Raw genomic sequence first — 3,370 nt, 5'->3', positions numbered from 1 at the left:
TGTCCTTGATGAAGTGGCTGTAGCGGAGGGTGCCATTCTTTGTCCATTTGTGACACTCACATCGAATATCAGAATCGGGCGCTGCTTCCATGCAAACATTTACAGTTATGTAGCTCATGACTGCGAAATCGGTGATTTTGTAACGTTTGCCCCCGGGGTTATGTGTAACGGTAATGTCCGTATTGAAGATCACGCCTATATAGGTACAGGGGCTGTTCTCAAACAAGGGAAGCCCGGCGAACCGTTGGTCATTGGGCGGGGGGCCGTTGTCGGGATGGGCGCTGTTGTCACGCGTTCGGTTGCTGCTGGCACCACGGTCGTCGGCAATCCTGCCCGCGCTCTTGTGAAGTGATCAGGGCGTGAGCGAGCCAAGGTGCGTATCAACGCCGCGTAGGTTCGAGACTACTGTTTCGGTGAAAACTTATGGTGATGGACACTGCGGTGTCGCGCTGGGCCTTGTCTCGTTCCACGAAGGCGCGGTTGGGGCGGCTGGAAGGCGAGGAATTTCCAACGGCAAACGTGGCTTCGAGAGACGCGTGAGTGATGTTTATCCATTCAGATGGATAAATTGACTTTATCTAAATAAGTAGATATTGTCTTTTTATCTATTGAAGTGGATAAATTCATGGAGTACATCGCACGCACCCCGGGCCAGTTGGGTCAGATTCTCAAAGGTTACCGTCAGCAGCAGGGTTTGAGCCAGCGGCTCGTTGGCGAGCGCGTAGGGGTTCGCCAGAGCCAAATCTCCGTGATCGAAGCAAAAGAAGCGCGCGCCACGGTGGAAACCCTGTTCAAGGTGCTGTCAGGTCTTGGCTTGGAGCTGGTGCTGAGGGAAGCGACCAAGGGCGAGCCGCCTGCCGGCGAGTGGTAACAGGTGGCCAAGCCAACGACCTCGCGTGATCTGCTCGTTTGGATGAACGGCGAGCGGGTGGGGGTGTGGACGTCGTCGGCGCGGGGCTTCCAGACCTTCGTGTATGTGCCTGAGTGGTTGCATTCCAGTTATGCGCGACCGCTGTCGTTGTCCATGCCACTGGTGGCTGACGGGATGCGTTATCAGGGCGAAGTGGTCGAGCACTTTTTTGAAAACCTGCTGCCGGACAACCGAGAGATTCGCGAGCGCTTGCGGATGAGGTTTGGCGCTCGATCTGGACGTGCGTTCGATCTGCTGGCCGAAATCGGCAGGGATTGCATCGGTGCGATTCAGCTCACCTTGCCCGACACGGCGGCGCCGGATGTACGGCGGATTGACGGCCGTCCTCTGGATGAGGTGGGGGTGGCGGCGTTGCTCCAGCGCTCCATGAGCGGGACCAGGCTGGGCCGCCCGGTGGAGGAAGAAGATTTTCGAATTTCGCTGGCCGGTGCTCAGGAGAAGACGGCGTTGTTGATGCACCGTGGGCAGTGGCTGCAACCGCTGCATGCGACGCCCACCACGCACATCCTGAAATTGCCTATCGGCGAGGGGCCGCGCGGCATTGATCTGCGACTGTCGGTCGAAAACGAATGGCTGTGTGCGCAGATTCTGATGGCATATGGTGTTCCACACGCAGCTTGCTGGATCGAGCACTTCGGCCCCTGGAAGACGCTAGTGGTGGAGCGGTTCGACCGCCGGTTCATGCCCGACGGAACCTGGGTTGCGCGCATCCCGCAGGAAGACTTGTGCCAGGCCACGGCAACCCACCGTGATCAGAAATATCAGGCCGATGGTGGGCCGGGCATCGAGCGGGTGATGAGCCTGCTATTAGGTGCCAAAGAACCCGAGGTAGACCGGCGTGACTTCCTCAAGACGCAGTTACTGTTTTGGATGCTCGCGGCAATCGACGGGCACGCCAAGAACTTCAGTGTTTTTCTGGAGGCACAAGGGCGTTACCGCCTGACGCCGCGATACGATGTGCTATCTGCCTGGCCAGTTGTGGGGGGTGCGTCATCACAACTTGCCCGCCAGAAGTTGAAAATGGCCATGGCTGTGCGGGGTGACCACGCGTTGCAGTATCGATGGGAGCTTATTCAGGCACGGCATTGGCGATTGACTGCGAGGCGTTGCGGCTTGAGTGGGCAGATCGATGCATTGATTGAAGAGGTGCTGACCCAAACGCCTGACGTGATCGAGAATGTAAGAAAGGTGCTGCCACCCAATTTTCCAGCCGAGGTTGCCGAGCCCATCCTTGAGGGCCTCCGCAATTCGGCACATCGCCTGATGAGCCATTCATCAGGTTGATTCTTTTCACCGTACTCATGAGGCCGAATGCTTAACACCCCGTTTTCCCCCTGGCCCTGCTTCACGCAGGAAGAAGCCGATGCGGTGCATCGCGTGCTGTTGTCTCAAAAAGTGAATTACTGGACCGGCCGCGAATGTCGGGAGTTTGAACGCGAGTTTGCGGGATGGGTGGGCACGCCCTACGCCGTGGCGCTGGCAAACGGCACCCTGGCGCTGGACGTGGCGCTGAAGGCGATGGGCGTGGGCCCGGGCGATGAGGTGGTGGTGACGCCGCGAACATTCCTTGCTTCTGCATCCTGTGTGGTAACGGCGGGCGCCACGCCTGTGTTCGCAGATGTGGATGCCGAATCACAGAACGTTACAGCCGACACCATCCGTGCCGTACTCACGCCGCGCACGAAGGCGTTGATCTGCGTGCATCTAGCTGGTATGCCTTGTGATTTGGACCCCATCATGGCGCTGGCTGAAGAGAAAGGGCTGTATGTCATTGAAGACTGTGCCCAAGCGCATGGGGCTCGCTACAAAGGACGTGCAGTAGGGTCGATTGGTCATGTGGGTGCCTGGAGCTTCTGCCAGGACAAGATCATGACTACGGGTGGTGAGGGGGGCATGGTCACCACAAACGACCGCGAGTTGTGGTCACGCATGTGGAGCTACAAGGATCACGGCAAAAGCTGGGAGGCGGTGTACGAGCGCCAGCACCCGACAGGGTTTCGCTGGGTGCACGAGAGCTTTGGCACGAACTGGCGCATGCTGGAAATGCAGGCGGTGATTGGGCGCATCCAACTCAAGCGAATGGCTGACTGGACGGCAGCGCGTACGGCCAACGCCCTACGGCTGAAGACGGTCTGTGATCAATATGACGTGGTGCGGGTGCCCGAGACGCCCGACGGCGTGGTGCATGCCTGGTACAAGTTCTACGCCTTCGTTCGTCCGGAGAAACTGGCGTCCGGGTGGAGTCGGGATCGCATCGTGGAGGAGGTGAACGCCCGTGGCGTCCCCTGTTATCACGGGTCATGCTCCGAGGTGTATCTGGAAAAGGCGTTCGATGGCACGCCGTGGCGACCTGCCGAGCCTTTGCCGGTGGCGCGCGCGCTGGGTGAAACGAGTTTGATGCTGCTGGTGCATCCCACGCTCACCGAGGCCGAGATGGAC

At 59.0% G+C, this 3,370-nt stretch carries 3 protein-coding genes and 1 pseudogene; all 4 read left to right on the top strand.

What is annotated here, in order from left to right; all coding sequences use genetic code 11:
• Nucleotides 1-352: pseudogene (locus ACN4F8_RS13510) on the top strand (acetyltransferase); the annotation flags it as partial.
• 273 nt (nucleotides 353-625) lie between these two features.
• Nucleotides 626-871 (top strand): helix-turn-helix domain-containing protein, encoded by a 246-nt coding sequence (locus ACN4F8_RS13505; protein WP_419474074.1) that lies wholly within the window; start codon nucleotides 626-628, stop codon nucleotides 869-871.
• A 3-nt stretch (nucleotides 872-874) separates the two neighbouring features.
• Nucleotides 875-2,215 (top strand): type II toxin-antitoxin system HipA family toxin, encoded by a 1,341-nt coding sequence (locus ACN4F8_RS13500; RefSeq protein WP_419474073.1) that lies wholly within the window; start codon nucleotides 875-877, stop codon nucleotides 2,213-2,215.
• Between the two features lie 27 nt (nucleotides 2,216-2,242).
• Nucleotides 2,243-3,370 (top strand): DegT/DnrJ/EryC1/StrS family aminotransferase (locus tag ACN4F8_RS13495; RefSeq protein WP_419474072.1); only part of this gene is annotated, 1,128 nt, incomplete at its 3' end.

Origin of the sequence: Hydrogenophaga sp., from assembly GCF_048549895.1 — a bacterium.
Lineage (GTDB): Bacteria > Pseudomonadota > Gammaproteobacteria > Burkholderiales > Burkholderiaceae_C > Hydrogenophaga.
This window is presented reverse-complemented; position numbering and strand designations above follow the sequence as displayed.

Coding starts and splice junctions, on each gene's coding strand:
- ACN4F8_RS13505 (WP_419474074.1), top strand. CDS start 626: ATGGAGTACATCGCACGCACCCCGGGCCAGTTGGGTCAGATTCTCAAA.